Annotated in this window: 19 protein-coding genes; 13 read left to right on the plus strand and 6 right to left on the minus strand. The window is 39.2% G+C overall.

The genetic code is table 11. The annotated features are described in order from the left end of the window. Positions 1–141: 141 nt before the first annotated feature. Entirely contained in the window at positions 142–816 is a 675-nt protein-coding gene (locus PQO03_RS03690; RefSeq protein WP_274151209.1) for a DUF2314 domain-containing protein, read from the minus strand. A gap of 319 nt (positions 817–1,135) precedes the next feature. On the opposite strand from PQO03_RS03690, the gene map reads away from it, so the two are divergent. The 10 genes from map (at position 1,136) to PQO03_RS03740 (ending at position 10,312) form a co-directional block, all read left to right on the plus strand. Then, complete coding sequence (gene map / locus PQO03_RS03695) at positions 1,136–1,906, plus strand: type I methionyl aminopeptidase (protein WP_274151211.1); 771 nt, start codon at positions 1,136–1,138, stop codon at positions 1,904–1,906. 20 nt (positions 1,907–1,926) lie between these two features. Continuing rightward, complete coding sequence (ffh, locus tag PQO03_RS03700; protein WP_274151213.1) at positions 1,927–3,336, plus strand: signal recognition particle protein; 1,410 nt, start codon at positions 1,927–1,929, stop codon at positions 3,334–3,336. Positions 3,337–3,338: 2 nt separating this feature from the next. Continuing rightward, positions 3,339–4,022, plus strand: coding sequence for a cell division cycle protein 123 family protein (locus PQO03_RS03705; protein ID WP_274151215.1), 684 nt, complete (start codon positions 3,339–3,341; stop codon positions 4,020–4,022). Then, positions 4,022–5,710, plus strand: coding sequence for an AMP-dependent synthetase/ligase (locus PQO03_RS03710; protein ID WP_274151217.1), 1,689 nt, complete (start codon positions 4,022–4,024; stop codon positions 5,708–5,710). Before PQO03_RS03705 ends, PQO03_RS03710 begins: the two co-directional genes overlap by 1 nt. A 13-nt stretch (positions 5,711–5,723) precedes the next feature. Further along, positions 5,724–6,440, plus strand: coding sequence for a pyridoxine 5'-phosphate synthase (locus tag PQO03_RS03715; RefSeq protein ID WP_274151218.1), 717 nt, complete (start codon positions 5,724–5,726; stop codon positions 6,438–6,440). Positions 6,441–6,457: 17 nt separating this feature from the next. Further along, on the plus strand, positions 6,458–6,892 hold the full coding sequence (locus tag PQO03_RS03720; RefSeq protein WP_274151219.1) for a hypothetical protein: 435 nt from the start codon (positions 6,458–6,460) through the stop codon (positions 6,890–6,892). Positions 6,893–6,939: 47 nt separating this feature from the next. After that, positions 6,940–7,596: a hypothetical protein gene (locus PQO03_RS03725; protein WP_274151221.1), complete on the plus strand. Its 657-nt coding sequence runs from the start codon at positions 6,940–6,942 to the stop codon at positions 7,594–7,596. A gap of 61 nt (positions 7,597–7,657) precedes the next feature. Next, complete coding sequence (locus tag PQO03_RS03730) at positions 7,658–8,941, plus strand: DUF2851 family protein (protein ID WP_274151222.1); 1,284 nt, start codon at positions 7,658–7,660, stop codon at positions 8,939–8,941. Positions 8,942–9,046: 105 nt separating this feature from the next. After that, complete coding sequence (locus PQO03_RS03735) at positions 9,047–9,964, plus strand: bifunctional methionine sulfoxide reductase B/A protein (RefSeq protein WP_274151224.1); 918 nt, start codon at positions 9,047–9,049, stop codon at positions 9,962–9,964. A 3-nt stretch (positions 9,965–9,967) separates the two neighbouring features. Beyond that, complete coding sequence (locus PQO03_RS03740) at positions 9,968–10,312, plus strand: hypothetical protein (protein WP_274151226.1); 345 nt, start codon at positions 9,968–9,970, stop codon at positions 10,310–10,312. A 36-nt stretch (positions 10,313–10,348) separates the two neighbouring features. Here the strand turns inward: PQO03_RS03740 and PQO03_RS03745 are convergent, their stop codons facing one another. The 3 genes from PQO03_RS03745 to PQO03_RS03755 are packed head-to-tail and all read right to left on the minus strand — an operon-like array spanning position 10,349 to position 12,232. Then, the gene (locus PQO03_RS03745) at positions 10,349–10,990 is read right to left on the minus strand and encodes an MBL fold metallo-hydrolase (protein ID WP_274151228.1); all 642 of its coding nucleotides are present in this window, start codon (positions 10,988–10,990) and stop codon (positions 10,349–10,351) included. A gap of 1 nt (position 10,991) precedes the next feature. Beyond that, positions 10,992–11,867 carry an LD-carboxypeptidase gene (locus PQO03_RS03750; RefSeq protein ID WP_274151229.1) on the minus strand — a complete coding sequence of 292 codons (876 nt, stop codon included), beginning with the start codon at positions 11,865–11,867 and terminating at the stop codon, positions 10,992–10,994. Further along, positions 11,864–12,232 (minus strand): DUF2237 family protein, encoded by a 369-nt coding sequence (locus tag PQO03_RS03755; RefSeq protein WP_274151231.1) that lies wholly within the window; start codon positions 12,230–12,232, stop codon positions 11,864–11,866. Before PQO03_RS03755 ends, PQO03_RS03750 begins: the two co-directional genes overlap by 4 nt. A 120-nt stretch (positions 12,233–12,352) precedes the next feature. On the opposite strand from PQO03_RS03755, the gene PQO03_RS03760 reads away from it, so the two are divergent. Then, complete coding sequence (locus PQO03_RS03760; protein ID WP_274151233.1) at positions 12,353–12,886, plus strand: shikimate kinase; 534 nt, start codon at positions 12,353–12,355, stop codon at positions 12,884–12,886. A 10-nt stretch (positions 12,887–12,896) separates the two neighbouring features. Here the strand turns inward: PQO03_RS03760 and PQO03_RS03765 are convergent, their stop codons facing one another. Together PQO03_RS03765 and PQO03_RS03770 are read right to left on the minus strand one after the other, a co-directional pair. After that, entirely contained in the window at positions 12,897–13,670 is a 774-nt protein-coding gene (locus PQO03_RS03765) for a hypothetical protein (protein ID WP_274151235.1), read from the minus strand. 9 nt (positions 13,671–13,679) lie between these two features. Next, the gene (locus PQO03_RS03770) at positions 13,680–14,222 is read right to left on the minus strand and encodes a hypothetical protein (protein WP_274151236.1); all 543 of its coding nucleotides are present in this window, start codon (positions 14,220–14,222) and stop codon (positions 13,680–13,682) included. A gap of 159 nt (positions 14,223–14,381) precedes the next feature. On the opposite strand from PQO03_RS03770, the gene PQO03_RS03775 reads away from it, so the two are divergent. Together PQO03_RS03775 and serS are read left to right on the plus strand one after the other, a co-directional pair. Continuing rightward, on the plus strand, positions 14,382–16,196 hold the full coding sequence (locus PQO03_RS03775) for a UbiD family decarboxylase (RefSeq protein ID WP_274151238.1): 1,815 nt from the start codon (positions 14,382–14,384) through the stop codon (positions 16,194–16,196). A 149-nt stretch (positions 16,197–16,345) separates the two neighbouring features. Beyond that, entirely contained in the window at positions 16,346–17,623 is a 1,278-nt protein-coding gene (serS, locus tag PQO03_RS03780) for a serine--tRNA ligase (RefSeq protein ID WP_274151239.1), read from the plus strand. Positions 17,624–17,649: the final 26 nt, after the last annotated feature.

A 17,649-nucleotide genomic window follows, 5' to 3' on the forward strand; every position in this document is an offset into this window, starting at 1 on the left:
CTTTATTCACATACTTTTTCGCAAGGAAGCTCAAGGCCCGACAGGCTACTATTAATTTGGCGACAATAGAGATTGAATCTATGAGCCCAATTAAAGGTCATCATCTCACTCTAATTCAATGTCGGATTAATAGCTCAGATCTTATTCCATGTATTGCAGGACACCTAACTGTTTATCGAAATCATTTTTCTCTTCTTTATTCATGCTTTGTCTAAGTTCTTTTAATGAATAGGCACCATAAATATATCCATCAACATTAACCATCCAGTCGAGAACTTCTGAGTCACGGAGGTAAATAGTTTCGCCAATTTCGTGATCGCTAAAACCAGGGGGTAGATTGATGACTTGAGCATTGAAGCCTGTTTCTGAAACATTTTGCAGCGAGAGCCATGTATGAGTTTTTGATTCATGATCACTGAGTGTGTACTTTAAGACGGCTTTTGCATGCTCTTCAGTTGCTATCAGTTGACGCAGTTCATAAAGACTTTTTTGTGCGGTGTGAATGGTGGCCTGCATATGCAGATCTTCGTAACTCAAATTAAATGAATTATTGAAATCGGGATCTAAATCTGGTTTATAGCCTAGCGAACGTCGAAGAAGCTGCCAGTCATGCCAGCAGTTTTCAGGGTCAATATCGTGCTCATCTTGATCACCAGGGATATTTTGTTCTAGACCTTTTTTAATAATAACCACGACAGCACTATTTTTGATGGAGAGTACCTCATTGAGGCTGAGTGGTCCACCCTTTTTATTTTCGGCATTAATGAAAACTCGTGAAAGAGGGGGGGTGAATACGGATTTAAATTTATTAGTCATGTCAAGCTCACTTATTAAACCTAGCTAATTGCTATTATAAGAATTTACATTTATATCACCTATAAAAGCAATTTTTATGTAAAAAAATGAGCCCTTAAAAATAGAATATTCATGGTTTTTTTATTTTTTGAATGAAAATAGAGATATGAAAACTGCATCGAAAAAGCCTTTATTTGACTATCTTATTGAAAAGGAATGAAAAAGGCCACAATTTTTTAAGTTGATTAGCGTGTGCTTGAATGGAAAAAAAGCACGAGTGGGTATACTCTACAAACTTTCATAAAATATTTTAAACTACAGATTATCAGGAGTTTCTCTTTTGAGTAGAAAACCCAAGAAAATGACATTGGACGAAATCAAAAAGATGGAAGCTGTATGTCGTTTGGCTGCGGAAGCGTTACAAATGGCGGGTAAGATGGTCAAGCCAGGTGTGACTAGTCAGGAAATTAATGACGCAGTTCATGAATTCACTTTATCAAAAGGCTGCCTAAGTGCGCCCTTAAATTACCATGGCTTTCCCAAGTCAATTTGTACGAGCATTAATGATGTAGTTTGTCACGGTGTTCCTAAAGAGGGAGAGGTGCTTAATAATGGCGATATCATTAATGTTGATGTTACTTTGATAAAAGAAGGATTTTTTGGAGATACCTCAAGAACTTTTTTTGTGGGAGACGTTAGTGATGAAGCTAAGCGTATCACACAAGCAGCGCAAGAATCTATGTATGCAGGTATTGATCAGGTGAAAGCCAAAGCAAGAACCCACGATATTGGTGCGGCATCTGAAAAAGTTGCTAAATCCTATGGTTACTTTCCGGTAAGAGATATTGGTGGACATGGTATTGGCAAAGCTTTTCATCTAGATCCGTTTGTCCCTGCAATGGGCCCAAAAGGCACAGGTCCACGGATTATGGAAAATACTTGTCTTACAGTAGAGCCCATGATAAATGCAACTAGCCACCGTTATGAAACTTTCCAAATTCCTAATTCGAATATCACCTATTTTAGGACTTTAGATGGAAGCCTTTCAGCTCAATTTGAACACACAATTTTAGTCACCTCAGATGGACGCCACGTCCTCACCGAGTGGTAAGTAAATTTTAAGGAGATTCAATGTTTAACAATCTTAGTGATGCACTAGCAAACACATTCAAAACAATTACAGGTAAATCTGTACTAACAGAGAACAATGTAAAAGAAGCCATGGAACAGGTGCGTTTGGCACTTTTGTCTGCGGATGTTCATTACGATACCGTTAATGATTTTGTCGGAGAAGTTACCCGCCAATGTTTAGGTGAGAAAGTTCTAAAAAGTGTTAAACCAAGTGAACAAGTTGTCAAAGTTGTTCACGAAGAGCTGACTCGCTTGATGGGTACAGAAGAAGCCGAAGTCGATGTTAGTGGCAAACCCGCCATTATCATGATGGTTGGTTTACATGGTGCGGGTAAAACCACAACATGTGCGAAACTCGCAAATTTTTATAAGAACCAAAAGAAAAAGGTTCTTTTAGCAGCATGTGATGTTTACCGTCCTGCCGCTATTGACCAATTAGAGGCACTCGGCGAAAGTATCAATGTACCAGTTTTCTCTGATCGCAGTACACCTGATGTTGTTCAAATCGCTCAAAATGCCATAAACACTGCTAAATCTGAAGGGCAAGACATTGTTATCTTGGATATGGCGGGACGTCTTCAGATTGATCAAGACATGGTACAAGAACTCATTCGAGTTAAAGAACGTTTTCAGCCAGGTGAAATTCTCCTTACAGCAGATGCAGCTTTAGGTCAAGAAGCCGTCTCGGTAGCGACACACTTTGATAAGGCTTTAAATATTAGCGGAATTGTCTTAACAAAACTCGATGGTGATGCTCGCGGTGGTGCGGCACTTTCCATGAGAAAAGTGACTGGCAAGCCTATTAAATTCATCACTTCAGGTGAGAAAGTAACGGACTTAGAAAAATTCCGTCCAGAAGGTATGGCATCTCGAATTCTTGGCATGGGTGATATTGTTCAGCTCGTCCGTGAAGCAGAAATGCACCTCGAAGAAGATGAGTCTGCGCGCATTGAAGAGAAAATGCGTAAAAATACTTTTGATCTAAATGATTTTGTTGGCCAATTAAGTATGCTCAAGAAAATGGGTGGCTTCGGTCGTATCCTCGATTTTATCCCTGGTGGTAAAGCGATGAAAGATATGGTCAATTTTGATGAGAAACAAGTTGGGAAAATCGAAGCTCTAATATCTTCAATGACAGAAGTAGAAAAGCAACAGCCTGAGCTCATTAACATGTCTCGCCGCAATCGTATTGCGAAAGGTGCTGGAGCTGATGCAAGTGATGTTTCTCAACTATTAAAACGTTTTCAGATGGCCCGTGAAATGATGGGTAAAGTGACTCGTGGTGAGCAAGCTTTTGTACCAGGCGTACCCGGTATGAGTGCGACTCGAGGAAAAGCCCCTACGAAAGATGATAAAAAGAAAAAACGTCAGCAACAAAAAGCTGCTAGAAAGAAAAATAAACGTAAATAGAAATGAACAAAATTTCCGAGTGGTATCCTTTTTTAGGTCACTTGACCTTTCCAACTGTATTCTTGGCTTTAAATCCGGAAGAATGTACGGCCATAAAAGATTCTAGTTCACTGGCAAGTTTAGAGGAACGCATTACGCGAGCAATTGCTTCCTTACCTGGATCTTGTGTGGTAGGGCTGGACTCATGTATGCCTACGGATTCATCGAATTTTCAGAAAGGAAAGTCACTTAAAAGCGGTAAATTAGCCTTGAAAACTTTCTTCGAAAGTGACAAAGTTAAGCAGGCACTTGAAGCAGGCGAAAAGACGATTACGGTGCGTCCTTATCGTCGTATGGATAAGACGAGAGAATTTCGCTTGTTTGTCAAATCAGGTGATCTGAAAGCCATGAGTCAGCGCCATTTAGAACGTCATTTTAAACGTTTAGAAGCGCGTCGTGAACTTTACTGGCAAAAAGGTCTTGATTTTGTTCAAGAAATCAAAAAGTATATTAATGAGCAAGATTATGTGGTCGATATATATTTCACTTCTACTGCGGATGTGATGATTATAGATTTTAACTCTTGGGGTGAGCCTACTTTACCATTACTTATGAAAACATGGGATCGTGAATGGGGCCAAGAAGAAGGCTTGAAACTGATTGCTGAACCCATTCAGTTGGGTGGAGATATAAAGGTTTCGTTCTAATGAATAATCTTTATGATATTTTAAATTTTTCTGCAAAAGAAGCAGGTGATAATGTATTTCTCAATGTTCCTGACGGAACTGAAGAACGCAAAACGATCACTTATAATGAGACTCTGCACTTAGTGCAAGAACAAAGTCAAGTACTTAAAGTTGAATATGATATAAGGCTTGGTGACCGTGTGGCTATCATCGCTCCCAAGTGTTACGAACAAGTTATTTTGTACTACGCTTTGTGGCAATTAGGCGCGATAATCGTTCCTGTGAGTGAAGGTTTAGGCAGTGACGAAGTCAGTTTTATTTTAGCAGATGCCGAGCCCAAAATGATCTTTGCTCATGATGCTTTTATTGAGAAGGTATCGAGCTGTAGTGATTTAATTCCTCTGAGTTTTAAGGCATTAAAGAAAAGCCTTGGGAAATGTGATCAAGAAGCTCCTGATTGTTATGATCAAACAGCGGCTTTGATATATACTTCGGGTTCTACTGGTCGTCCTAAGGGCGTTATTTTAAGTCATCGAAATCTTATGGTCAATGGAATTTCGGCTGCAGATAAACTTCCCGTTACTGAGGCTGATAAAGTGGCGTCATTACTGCCGTATTGGCATAGTTTTGCCCTGTCAACAGAAATCGTGATGATCTGTTTTTTACAAGCCAGTTTAATTTTCGCACGTGACATGAAAGATTTCTCAAAAAATCTCGCTACTTGGAAGCCAAGTATTGTCATGGCCGTGCCGAGAATGTTAGCGATGTATCGCGATCAAATATTTAAAGGTATTGAAGGCAAAGGCGAAGCTATTGCCCAAGTATTCAATGACTGTTTAATTACCGGAGAAAGCTTTTTCAATGCGAATGGGCTGAAGAATCCCGATCCACGTTTACGCCTTAAGCGCCTCAAGCAAGAACAGACTATACTCAAGCAAATTGGATTAATGTTGGGCGGAGACTTACGTTTCTTTGTTTCTGGTGGCGCGCCAATTGCAGCTGATTTACAAGATTTTTTCCGTGATATAAATATGCCTGTTTATCAAGGTTATGGCTTAACAGAATCATCACCCGTGATTTCATGTAATACCCCTGGTTTTTCACGTACAGGAAGTTCGGGAACGATGCTTTCATGGTTGGATCCAGCCTATGGTGGGGATTGGACTTTTCTTAATGCCGCAGGAGAAAAGGGTAAAGATTTAGAAGGAGAACTATTAGTCAAAGGCGATTGCGTGATGCAGGGCTATTGGAAATACTCTGATACGAGTGCAAAAACTTTGAATAATGGCTGGCTTCATACAGGTGATATGGGGAAAGTTACGGATGGCTTCCTTTATCTGAGTGGTCGCGCTTCGAATTTAATTGTCTTACGCGGCGGAGAAAAAGTTCACCCTGAGCATATAGAAGATTTGATTAGAGAATTAGATGAAGTTAATGAAGTGATGATGATAGGGGATAACTGTAAAAATATTTATGCCTTGATTAATAAAGTTGACGAAGATTTAGATGATAAAATGATTGCGAAGAAAATGGCTGCGATTTGTTCAGATTTAGCCAATTTTCAAAAACCCAAGGGGCTTTTGTCTTTAACCCCATTTAGTCCAGAAGATGGCACTCTAACGCCCACTTTAAAAATCCGCCGTAAGAATATTTGGCAGCGTTCAGAAATTCAAATTAATGCTTTTCTTAAAGCGCACAAAGAAATTTAATTTTAGGAAAATTATGACTGCCCTAAGCGTGAATATAAATAAAATTGCCTTGTTGAGAAATTCGCGAGGCTGTGATGAACCCAATGTTCTTCAGTTTAGCAAAGATCTAATAAAACATGGTGCACAGGGGATAACCCTACATCCTCGTCCAGATGGACGGCATGCTCTTTATTCGGATGTGACTGAGCTTAAAAAAAATATTGATGTCGAACTTAATGTAGAAGGTTATCCCTCGGAAGATTTTTTGCAGATGGTATGTGAAGCGAAGCCGGATCAGTGTACTCTTGTTCCCGATCCGCCAGGTGCGTTGACTTCTGATTCAGGTTGGGACTGCGAAAAAAATATGGATTTCCTAGAATCCGTAGTGGCACGTTTAAAAGCAGAGGGGATTCGCGTTAGTATTTTTCTTAATCCTGATCCAGTACAAGTAAATTTTGCAATGAAAACGGGTACAGATCGAATTGAACTTTATACTCAAGCTTATGCAGAAACTTATGGTACAGATGCATTTGATAGAACTTTTGCAGGGTACTTTGCAGCTGCCGCAAGAGCGGTTGAATTAGGCCTGGTAGTGAACGCTGGTCATGATTTAAATCAAGAGAACTTAACTTACCTAAGAAATAACCTTCCTGGCTTAGCGGAAGTCTCCATTGGTCATGCCTTGATTTCAGAAATGTTGTACCAAGGTATGGAGACAACAATTAAAAATTACCTTGATTGTTTAAGCTAAAGCTATTATAGATAATTATGATAAATTTATTTAGGCGCAATACAACAAGTGCAGTTGTTATAGATATACCCAAGAGGCCTTTGACAATAGGCATAGACTTTGATGGTACTTGTGTTGAACATAAATATCCAGAAATTGGTCGTGATATGCCTGGTGCTGCATTGGCGTTAAGATCTTTAGCTTTACGTGAGCACAGACTTATTTTATGGACTTGCCGAGAAGATAGCTTAGGAGATCCTTCGGCCCAGTACTTAAGCGATGCAGTGGCATGGTTTAAAGAGCGAGAAATCCCACTTGCGGGTATTAATGAAGTTCCCTCCGAGTTTGATTTTCGTGGTGAAATAGGGGGAAGGAAGCCTGTTTTTGATATGGTGATCGATGATACCAACTTTGGCGGCTTTGCGGGTTGGTCAATGATTCACTATACTTTAACTGGAATGCCATTAATTTAGTCTTATTACGCAGTCATTTATTAAATAAAGGATGAGGGATTTTTTTCATGTCGAATTGTCAAAATTGTGGAGCCGCACTCCCTCCGAATAATTCCGTATGTACGTATTGCGAAACACGCAATTTTGTCGATTTTAATTCTTATGAAAAAGTCGGTGCTCAGACACAAATGAGTCAACGTAAGTGCTCACTTTGTAAGAGCATAATGGAAACGATTGATGTAGGCGCGACTTCGAAGTCTTTACAGATAGAAAAGTGTAATGCTTGTCATAGTTTATTTTTTGATAATGGCGAAGTGGAACTGATGCTAGAGATGTATGGCAAAGATCCTCTTTCGATTAATCGTCAGCGCCTCCAGAATTTATGTGAATTAGCCGTTGAGAGCGGAGATCGCAAAGCCTATATTCCTTGTCCGGTATGTCAGCAACTGATGAATAAGCAACTCTTTGGTGCGAAAAGTGCCGTAGTCGTTGACATATGCCATGATCATGGCCTCTTTTTTGAGCCTGGCGAAATTCGCCACCTGATTGAATGGAAACGAGCTGGAGGAAAGATTCTTGATGAGAATGTTAAGGCAAGTACTCCCAAGCAAAAAATAAAAAGGACGCCTTCAAGTCACGAGTTTGATATGTCAAACCAGCGTTATGAACGTAATGGGGGTTTTCTCGGTTCGGCAATTGAAATGTTTATTGATATTTTCAATTAAAAAACTTGCTTAGCTTTTCTTAATCTCCTACTTTTTAAGTAGATGGATAAAGGAGAAGTATATGCAAGTGAACGAGACTGAAATAAAAGAAGTGTATCTACAGGCACTCTGGAATGAACAAGATTTTTGTAGAAAGCTCATTAGTCAACAAGCTGAAAAAATCGAGGTCATTTACCCCGGGAAATGGAATACAGGCGCGGGCCCCGATTTTTTAAATGCGCATTTAATTATTGATGGAAAAGAAATTTCAGGTGATGTGGAAATCCACTTTTCGCCTCAAGATTGGCTATGTCATGGTCATCAAAATGATCCCCGATATGATAATGTGATTTTACATGCAGTTTGGCAAAATAGCGCTAAAGATGACCCCAGTGGTAAAAGCTTATTATTAATGGATGAAATTTGTTCAATGAGCTTATGTGACTTGGAAGAGCGCTATCAAAATTATTCTCAGCAAGCCAAGCATAAACCCGTGGAAGGGGTGATAGAATTTTCATCTTTAAGTGATGAACAAATGAAAAGCTTTTTAGAGAAAATGGCTTTTTTACGTTTAGCGCAAAAAGCATCCCATCTAGAGGAACAAATCAAAGTTTATGGAGTCGAGCAAGCTATTTATCAAGATTTGATGGAGGCTTTTGGCTATACTCAGAATCGCCAAGCTTTTTTGATTTTAGCTAAATCTATTAGCTTGAAACGATTGCAAGAATGTGATGACCCAGAAGCGATTTTATGGGGTGAATCATCCTTATTAAAAGACTCAAGTCAAAGTGAAGTGCATGAAGACTTAAAAGCCTGGCATCAAAAAAAATGGAATGCGTGGGCTAAGTTTAGGTCGACCTATCAAGCGGAGATTAATTGGAGTCGCCGAGTACGACCACAGAATACGCCTGAAAGACGTTTAGCGGGAGCTACACTATTCTTAAAAAATATTAATTGGAATTTAGAAATATTTCTTAATGATTTAGCTGAAAATATTACGAGCTTGGAAAGCTATTACCAAGGAGATGATTTAATGGAGTCCTTTACTTGTTTCTCAAAAAAGTTAAGTAAGGCGATTTCTTTGGTGGGAGAATCTCGTCAAAGAGAGATTCGGCTCAATGTTTTTTATCCCTACTTATTTTTATCCCTTAAAGGAGAAAATGAACTTGAGCTCGTGAAGAAAAGTTATTTAGCTGAAAAGAAAGGAGATGAAACAGGCTTGTTAAGGGAGGCCTCATGCCGTTTTTTCTTACCGCCTTCACGGATGAAAAATGTAGTGAAAAAATTCGTACATCAACAAGGTTTATATTTTTTGTTGAAAAATCCTGAATGGCTAAAAGAATGCCGAGATTACACGACTAGCTAATTCTTCTAAACTTAGCTCAGGCCTTCAGCTTATAGCTAGCCTCAAAGGAGAGATTTGAGTTATTAGACGAGAGGGATAAATTTAAGAGAAACTAAGGATTCTATTTTGCGCTGTATAATGCTCTTGCTTTCACTGATGCTTTTCTCCTGTAGTGATACTCCCACAAAAACACACTTAAAATATAATGAGTTAAGTAAAGCAGAAGCTCATGTGCTCTTGGAGAAAGGGACTGAGAGGCCTTTTTCAGGTGAGTATAATAAACACTATGACAAAGGCGTTTATACTTGTCGTCAATGCGATTCAATTCTATTTAAATCTGAAAGTAAATTCGATTCGGGTTCGGGCTGGCCGAGTTTTGATGATTTTGTGAAAGGAGCTGTAGTCATTCAATCGGATTTTACGCGTGAAGAAATTATTTGTGCGACTTGTGAGGGGCATTTAGGTCACGTTTTCAAAGGGGAGGAGTTTACTCCCAAAGATACACGCCATTGTGTGAACTCACTCGCCATAAAATTTATTTCCAAACAAGGTCTTAGCAAAGCTATTTTCGCCTCCGGTTGTTTCTGGGGGACGGATTATTGGATGAGGAGTATTCCTGGAGTTATCAGTACACGAAGCGGTTATATTGGTGGTCAAGTTAGTGATCCTAGTTATGAAGACGTATGTACAGGCAGTACGGGTCATTATGAAGCCGTTGAAGTGACTTATGATAATCGAATCGTCAATTACGAAAGTATTGCTAAAATGTATTTTAATACTCACAACCCTGAACAAGCTAATGGTCAGGGGAACGATATTGGCTCACAGTATTTACCCGCGGTATTCTATGGGAATGATGAAGAGAAGCGTACGATTGAAAAATTGATTGCACAATTGAAATCTAAAGGCTATAGACCCGCAACAGACTTAATCTCGGCAAGTGAGTTTTGGCCTGCAGAAGATTATCATCAAGACTATTACTTGAAAAAGGGCGAAAAACCTTACTGTCACTTTTATAAACCTTTGTTTGATGAAAAAGACTAATAGATGAATCTAAAAAACCTTATTTTTGTACTCATGTATTTAGGTAGCTTTCATTTATGGAAAGTGTTAGCTGAGTCATATGTCATTTATTCTGGTCTCGTTATTTTTGTCGTTTGGTGTGGACTCATCCGCTTTTTCAGGAAGGATTTTATTAATTCTTATGAGCGCTTCTTTTATTATTTAATCGGATTCGATTTACTCATAGAATCCTTCCTGCAGCCCTTAGCGGGCTACGGTTTTTATTTATGTGCCTTGGCATTTGCTATGGTGATTTTTTTGTATCATCATTTCTCGAAAAACACAAAATGTAAAAAGTGCCTTTTGACGGGCAAGGATTTAAGTGAGTAAAGCATACTCGTCAAAAGTTATAAAAAGCTTATTAATTTAGGCTTTGATAAATGGGTTTTGTTTTTTCTCTTCTCCAATAATTGTATTGGGGCCATGGCCAGGGATAACTTGGGTATCAATATCCAGTGTATAGAGTTTCTCTTTAATTGATTTTGCGATCACTCTTGAATCACCAGTAGGCAAATCCGTACGACCAACTCCACGCTTAAAGAGTGTGTCGCCACTAAAGAGCAATTGCTCATCACCATTCTCGATTTTAAAGCAAGTGCTGCCAGCGGAATGTCCAGGTGTGTGGATGGCCTCTAGTTTGAATTCACCAAAATGGAAGCTTTGTGAGTCTTCGATAAAATGATCAATATTGGCATGAGGGCATTTTGGTAAGCCTAGCATTTCAGCTTGTAAATCAGCTATATCCCAGAGTTGTTTATCATCTTTGTGTAAGTAAACCTCTGACTTAGTGCTTTGACTAACTTCATGAGTTGCCCCAAAATGATCGAGGTGGGCATGGGTATGAATGACGGCCTTAATACTCAGTCCGCGGTCGTTGATCTTTTTTAAAATTACCTCAGCTTCAGATCCTGGATCAATAAGTATCGCTTCTTTAGTTTCAGAGCAATAAATTATACTACAGTTACATTGATAGAGTCCTACGGGGAAAGTAATGATTTTTGCTTTCATATTAATACCTAGTGATTGTTAAAGTAGCTTCTTTATTTGTTTCGAGTTCTAGCATTGCTTCTGCTCCCACGGGAAGGTTTAAGCGTGGCAAGCAGTGTCCGAAGGGGAGGTTGTCTATTATGGGGAAAGAAAAATCTTTTGCGAAGTCCGCAAAAACTTCATGAAGTTCATGTTCTTGGCCACAGTTATTAAAATCCCCCATGACTATAGCGGATACTGAGTCAATTAATTGCGATTGTTTTAATTGGTGGAGCATGCGATCAATTTTATAAGGAGCCTCATTAATATCTTCTAAAATAAGAATAGAATTTTCAAAGTCAGGTAAATGTTGACTTCCTATTAGTGAAGTTAAGACCGAGAGCGTTACGGGAATGAGTTTACCTGAGACTTTAAAGCTTTCTTGAGTAGAGAAAGCAGGGGACCAAGTATGAGAGAATAATTCTCCTCTAAGGCATTGGTCAAAACTTTTTAAGGTGAGTTTGGTATCGGGTGAACGTGTAAATTCAGCTGCGGCCATAATCCCAGAAATAGTTCTCTTGAGGCCATGCTTTAAAAAGGCTAAATGAAGAGCAGTGATATCACTATGACCAATAAGTATATTTTGCGAAGATCGCAAAGAATCCCAATCAATCATATCAAGTAAGCGTGCACAGCCATATCCGCCTCTGAGACAGATTAAGGGGTCGTTCCCAAGCCACGCATCCGTAAGTGATTCGGCTCTCTGCTTATCTGGTGCGGCTAAATAGGAGAGAGGAGAATAATAAAAATAATCTTTTTTTAAGTGATAATCGAAAGCTTCCATTGCAGGGCTCGCGGCTGCTAGCTTATCATCACTCGCTTTTCCTGCGGGTGCAATGAGTTGGAATTCGGATTTCATTTTTTATACGCGTAAAGTTTTATGAGCTCTAGCGAAATAACTTCAAGGCAGCGCGCGTTACTTGCTTCGAGAATAATGGGTGGCGCTTTCTCTGTTTCCTCAGCTTGGAGCCAGCGGAGTGCACAGACACACCACTTATCTCCAGGACTTAAACCCGGAAAATTGTATTCAGGAACGGCAGTAGATAAGTCATTGCCAGCATTTTTTGAATATTCTAAAAATTCTTGGGTGATATAACAACAGACCGTATGTGAGCCCATATCCATAGGGCCGGTATAACAATAGCCATCACGATAAAAGCCGGTGTGATTACTTGTGCAACAGGCTTCGAGGGCGGTTCCTAGTACATTTAATTGATTGCTCATAGATTTCCTTGATTGATTTATTAAAACTACGTAAAACTATGAGAAAGTCAACGAGGGAGGAAGATTGAAAAAGCGAAGCTTCGATTTACTTTGTAGAAAAATCTATTTAAGGGCTGAAAAATGAATATTTCCCAAGATAAGTTTCCCAGAAAATCAAATATTGTTATGGTGGGAATGCCCGGTGCTGGAAAAAGTACTATTGGTGTATTGTTGGCAAAAGAGACCAGTTTTGATTTTCTTGATGTCGACGTCTATATCCAAGGACAAGAGCATCGACGTCTTCAGGAAATTATTGACCTTGAGGGAATAGAAGTTTTTAAAGGCTTAGAAGAAAAATACCTTTGCCAGATAGATTCAGATGGCGTCATTGTCTCCACAGGTGGAAGTGCGATTTATTCATCAAAGGGAATTCAGTCACTTTCTCAAAAAGGTTTAATTATCTTTCTCAAGATTAATATGCAAACACTTGAAGATCGTTTAGGTGATTTTAGTACGCGTGGCGTGGTAATTGCACCTGGTCAAACTTTTGAGGAGCTCTTTGCTGAGCGTAATTCACTTTATAGTGCGGCCGCGGATTTAGTAATCGAATGTGATGGCAAAACCCAAGATCAATTAGTGGATGATATTGTGGCGAAAGTCTTTATCGGCAAGTAAAAAATGATGCTTAATTTTTCAATCGAGCTTTAGTAACGGTTTTTTGGTTTAGAGCAAAGGAAGAACTAATAACTTCTTGCTTTTCTACTATTGAGCCACACCAGCTTGGCTCAATTTTTTTCATCATTATGGCATGATCAAATTCGATATCTTTTTCATCAAAATTATCTTCAAAAAATTGCGAAGTAAATTCTTTTATATGTAGGGCCTGGCAGGTCCATTGTCCCTCAGCAAGTGATTGAAAAAATCTGTCAGTATTCTGATTGCTCGAATGTTGATGAATGAGTGACTCTTGAAAAAAGTTACCCGCTTCACGCGCGGAAGTAAAAAAGGATTCTTTTGAAAAGTGCGGTTCCATGCCTGCTTGTAAGTAGATCTCGTGTTTTTGGGCATTTACTTTGAATTGATAGGAGGTGAAATGTTCGTCAGCTTCAAATTGGGTATAAAGGCATTTTATAGGGTAAGTTTTCTTCGATAAAAAAGCCGCCACTCTTGATGAATTATGAAGTGCTAAGATAGCTAAGCCATTTTTTGTTTCATCACTTTCATCCCATTCAATAGCGATGCTATGTAAGATGACTTCATAGGGGTAACCCATAAGGTAAGCAGTAATGTCATATTTCTGACAGTTATAATTTTTTATGGTGACGCCACCAAAGGCACGGCCATTGTGAATCCTGGCGCGAGTTCCGTGTGGTAGTAGGTGTTCAAGAGCATCTGGCTTAATGCGATAATTACAGAGGATTAGCCTGTCTGCCTGTTTGGTGTGTTTCCAAAGAGGCATAAGAAAACCTTATTTAGCACCAAGGATGAAAATGATGATGATAATAACAAAGGCTAAAACAATCCCACCAATTAAGAGATAGCGGTTGAAGTTACTTACTTCAGAGCGAGCATGTTTAGCATTCTCAATAGCTTGATTAAGACTCATTTTTTTCTTGGAGGCATTTTTCTTAGAAGTGTACTCATCTAGAACTTTCGTAGGGTCAAAACTCAAGTTGATAACCTGAGTATGAGATGATTTTCCATCGTCGTCGTCAGTATTAAAAGTGGGTTCAGATACTTCCTCTATTTCAATGTCGGGATCTTCAGTCATCTCTTGAAAGGAAAGGCTTAAGCCTTCTTTTCTTGTGCCATCAACAAATTCGTTGACAGAATTTTCGATAACTTCTAAATCCTTAAGTTTGCCATTGGCATACGCTTCTAAGAAATTATGGGAGTCGTTAATAAATATTTTAAAATGACAGCGAGAGCACTCATAATCAGTTTTCTTAAGCTGTATTTTAACTACTGTATCGCAACGAGGACAAGATAAATTGAATAGATGTTTAGACATAGTCTTACTATTTTGTAATTAATATATAATTAAGATTAAGCATTTTGTAGTGGGATTCAATATGAAAAGTGATCAACTTCGATAGTTTTTTCTCAAAAAAAATTTATACCGTAGGAAAATAGGCTATTGTTGTTGAAAAAAAAGAGGGATTTAATTTAGGTGTATACAAGTACAAAAGACTTAGTGGAAGCTCTAGAAACTCAAGGACGATTAATTCGAATAAAAGAAGAGGTTGACCCGTATCTTGAAATGGCATATATCCAGAGACGCGTTTATGCCCAAAAGGCGGGGGCGGTACTTTTCGAAAATGTGAAGGGATCTAAATTCCCATGTGTATCGAATTTATTCGGTAGTATAGAGCAGACCGAAGCGATTTTTCAGGGGCGATGTGAAACAGTAAAAGAACTATTGTCTTATAAAGCTGATAAAGAAAAAGCTCAAGGGCTAATGAAAAAGCCCTGGAAAATCATCCCTTTATTAAAAGAAGCTCTGTATACTCTACCAAAAAAAATCAAGAATGCTCCAGTAATGGAGTGTGAAGCCAAGCTTAGCGAACTGCCTCAGATTGTGTGCTGGGAAAAAGATGGTGGAGCCTTTGTTACTCTTCCACAAGTTTATAGTGAAGGAGTCCATAAGCCAGGACCAATGAATTCTAATCTGGGCATGTACCGTATTCAACTATCAGGTGAGTCTTATGAAAAAGATAGTGAGATTGGTCTTCATTACCAAATACATCGTGGAATTGGGGTTCATCATGAGGCCCATCGAAAAGTAAAAAAACCTTTTCGTGTAGCTATTTTTGTGGGGGGGCCACCCTCAATGACTTTTTCTGCAGTGATGCCTTTGCCAGAAGGTTTGCCAGAAGTTGTTTTTTCAGGTCTTTTACAGGGGAGGCGATGGCGCTATTCCAAGTATAAAGAATGGACAGTAGCCGCCGAAGCTGATTTTTGTATTTTAGGTACAGTAGATGAAAATGACCTAAAAGCAGAAGGCCCTTTTGGCGACCACTTGGGCTATTATAGCTTAGTACATGAATTGCCCTATATGAAAGTTGAAAAAGTTTTTCACCGTAAAGATGCAATATGGCCCTTTACCGTTGTTGGGCGACCCCCTCAAGAAGACACCTCTTTCGGAGATGTGATTCATCAATTAACAGGTGATGTCCTTCCTTCTGAATTACCTGGATTAAGAGAACTCAACGCAGTAGATGAAGCAGGAGTCCACCCTTTGTTATTAGCTACGGCAGAAGATCGTTATTTGCCTTATTGTGATGATGGCGAACCTTATGAATTACATACAATTGCCCATGCAATACTCGGAAAAGGCCAATTGTCTTTGGCCAAGTACCTTTTTCTTTTGGGAGATGGTGACGAAAAGGCGCCTCATGTACATGATTACGAAAAATTCTTCAAGTACGCACTTGAGCGCTTAGATTTTTCCCGTGACCTGCATTTTCACACTTGCACGACCATGGATACGCTCGATTATTCAGGAACAGAACTCAACAAGGGGTCGAAACTCGTACTCATTGCTTGCGGAAAGCGCAAAAGAGCTTTAGCTAAAAAAATACCAGAGCTTTTTAAAAGCCCTTTTGATGGGCAAGCTCACATGGTTATGGATGGAGTGGTTTCATTAGATATAGGTAATTGGGAGAGTCGTGAGAAGGCGCGTGAGGAAGGCGAAGTCTTATCAAATGAATTGAAAGTAGGTGAGGGCATTGCACTCATTATTCTTACTGAAGAGGCTGAGTTCTGTGCTCAATCAATTGAAAATTTCTTGTGGTTAACTTTTACTCGTTCAGATCCTGCGGCAGATATATATGGACTTAGATCCAGATATCTCGATAAGCATTGGAGCTGTGATGCCCCCATGATTATAGATGCACGTGTAAAAAAACATCATGCCCCAGTCTTGGAAGAAGATCCTTCGATTGCTAAAAGAGCGGATGAAATTCTTGCTAAGTACTTAAGATAAAAAGGCTTATTTTTCGAATGCTAAAAAACTCGCCATGTATGCATGACGATAAGTATAGATTTATCTTAAAAAACGGTAAAAACTAATAGGTTTTTGTATAGAGCGGTTTATTTTAGTAAAATTTTATAAAATATACGAGAGTTTGTAGCATGATTGATATCAAAAAATTCAGAGAAAATGCTGATTTCTTTAAGAAAAAATGGGCAGATCGCGGCCTAGAAGTTGATGTAAACGAAATTTTAGCCTGGGATACTGACTGGCGTAAAAGTATGGTGGCAGTGGAAGACTTGAAATCAAAGAGAAAACTTGAGTCAAAGCAAATTGGTATCATGAAAAAGAATGGCGAGGATGCAGCTCCAGCTATGGAAGCCGTTCGTCTTATTGGTGATCAAATAAAAGAACTGGATGCAAAAGCAGCTGAATTATCTAATAAAGTTAATTCTAAACTTCTTTCTTTGCCCAATCCACCATCAGAATTTACTCCTGTTGGCTTTACTGAGGACGACAATCCTGAAGTTCGCCGTTGGGGTACTAAACCTGAATTCGATTTTGAACCCCAAGCACACTGGGATTTAGGTCAACAGTTAGATATTTTAGACTTGCCTCGCGCAGCTAAGATGTCTGGATCGGGATTTTATCTATGGAAGGGTGCAGGCGCACGCTTGGAAAGAGCTTTGATTAACTTTTTCTTGGATCAAAATACCGAGAATGGTTATAAAGAAGCTTGGGTTCCTTTTATGGTCAATCCAAAAGCTATGACTGGTACAGGTCAATTGCCAAAATTTGCGGAAGAGATTTATCACGCTACAGAAGATGATCTTTATTTAGTTCCCACTGCAGAAGTACCGCTAACTAATATCCATGCCGATGAAATATTGGATGCTAAGGATTTGCCTATTGCGTATACAGCTTATACACCATGTTTCCGTCGTGAAGCAGGAGCTGCAGGCAAAGATTCAAGAGGTATTTTACGCGTTCACCAATTCTCTAAAGTTGAAATGGTGAAAATAGTTGAGCCTTCAACATCTTATACTGAGTTAGAAATGCTATTAGCTGATGCTGAGCACCTCTTACAGCAATTAGGACTTCATTATCGCGTCATTGAATTATGCTCAGGTGACTTAGGCTTCTCAGCCGCGCGTTGTTACGATATAGAAGTGTGGGCTCCTGGTACAGATCGTTACCTCGAAGTTTCTTCATGTTCTAACTTCGAAGACTTTCAATCACGTCGTTGTAAGATTCGTTATAAAGAAGATATGGAGAAAAAAGCTGAACTCGTTCATACAATTAATGGTTCTGGTTTAGCATTGCCTCGTTGTATTGTGGCACTTATGGAAACTTATCAGCGTGCTGATGGCTCTATCGAGGTTCCAGATCTTCTTGTTCCTTATATGGGTGGTTTAACTGAGATAACTGCAGAGGGCTAGGCAAAGTGAACAAACATTCTGCAAAT

It is taken from the genome of Lentisphaera profundi, assembly GCF_028728065.1.
Lineage (GTDB): Bacteria > Verrucomicrobiota > Lentisphaeria > Lentisphaerales > Lentisphaeraceae > Lentisphaera > Lentisphaera profundi.